The sequence below is a fragment of the Parapedobacter soli genome (genome assembly GCF_025460835.1).
Lineage (GTDB): Bacteria > Bacteroidota > Bacteroidia > Sphingobacteriales > Sphingobacteriaceae > Parapedobacter > Parapedobacter soli.
The window spans coordinates 1-1,434 of the sequence record NZ_JAMXAY010000128.1 but is presented as its reverse complement, the minus strand read 5'-3'; the positions used below and the strand labels follow the sequence as shown (position 1 = coordinate 1,434).

At 50.6% G+C, this 1,434-nt stretch carries 1 protein-coding gene; it reads left to right on the top strand.

Going from position 1 to position 1,434, the window contains the following annotated elements; translation table 11 throughout:
* Window positions 1–84 precede the first annotated feature (84 nt).
* Window positions 85–1,326, top strand: coding sequence for an IS4 family transposase (locus NGM62_RS21835; protein WP_262250421.1), 1,242 nt, complete (start codon window positions 85–87; stop codon window positions 1,324–1,326).
* Window positions 1,327–1,434 lie beyond the last annotated feature (108 nt).

Sequence of the window (1,434 nt, the reverse complement as noted above, 5' to 3'; positions counted from 1 at the left end):
ACCGGATAAAATAAAAAAGGAGTAAGCCTGCTTGAGGCCCACTCCGAGATGTTGTAAGTTTGTTTTTGCGAAAGAAACTACAACATGGGTAAAAATAGGGAAATAAATTTTGTCGGACAGCCGGTTTTGAAACAGATCATGGAATTAGCGACAGCTATCGATATCAAAGGCATCATAGGCGAGAAGCAGAGCGACCGTTATTACAAGTCATTCGGCAGCATGACACAGCTGGTTACAATGCTTTTCGGCATCCTGAGCCGTTGCGACTCGATGACGGAAGTATGTGAAGGTCTGCGTGGTATGGGTGGCAAGCTGAATCACCTTGGGCTTAAGAAGTCCCCGGCCAAGAGTACGGCCAGCGACGGGTTGCGCAACCGGGACAACGGATTTTTCGAAGCGGTATATTTCTCGCTGGTCAAGCATTACCGGAGTTTTTTGTCGGACAGCCGGACTTTCGGGCTGACGTTCAAGGAGGTGCTGCTGGTTGACTCGACCACCATCCGGCTGTTCAGCGACATCCTGAAGGGCGTCGGCCGCAACCCTAAAGGCGACGGGAAAAAGAAAGGCGGGTTGAAGGTACATATGTTGATCGATGCGGTGCAGTCGGTTGGCCGGTTCGTGAAGATCACCGAGGCCAAGGTGCACGACAAGAATTTCCTGTCAGGTTTGGAGCTGGTGCCGCATAGCGTGGTGGTTTTCGACCGGGCGTACAACCATTACCTGATGTTCGCCCGCTGGACGGAAAAGCAGGTCTATTTCGTAACGCGGATGAAGAAGAACGCGGTCTACACGGTGAAGGATACCCTGCGCAAGCATTATCGGAAAAAAGGGCAGGCCAAGGTGCTGCGTGATGAAATCATCTCCGTGAGCTACCACCCGGAGGATGAAAACGGGAAGAAAATCACCAAAGAGACGTGTGAGCTCACCCTGCGCAGGGTATCCTACCAGGACGAAAAGAACAGGCGTTATGAATTCCTGACCAACAATATGGACATCACGGCCGAGGAAGTTGCCTTTCTGTACAAGAAGCGTTGGACCATCGAGTTGCTGTTCAAAAAGATGAAACAGAACTTCCAGCTGAACTACTTCTACGGCGAGAACACCAATGCGATTTACACGCAGGTATGGTGCACGCTCATCGCACAGCTGCTGCTGACGGTACTGCAGAAAAAGGCACAGGTGAAAAAGGCCTTCTCGGTGGTGGCCACATTGGTGCGCATCCACCTGATCAGTCTGCTGGACGTTTACCAGCTGCTGAAAAGCGGAAATCGGGATTACAACGCCAGGGAAGGTCCTCAGGATACCGGCCAACTGGCCCTGTTCTGATCTCTTTGAAGGGGGAGGTCTTTTTTGAAAAATGAATAAAAGCGGCCTTGACGGCCAATTTCATAGTTAAATATGAACAATACTGACTTTAGTCGGACAATAGTGATT

What these genes read in the sequence shown, in the direction of transcription:
- NGM62_RS21835 (WP_262250421.1), top strand. Translation starts at nt 85, where the DNA reads ATGGGTAAAAATAGGGAAATAAATTTTGTCGGACAGCCGGTTTTGAAA.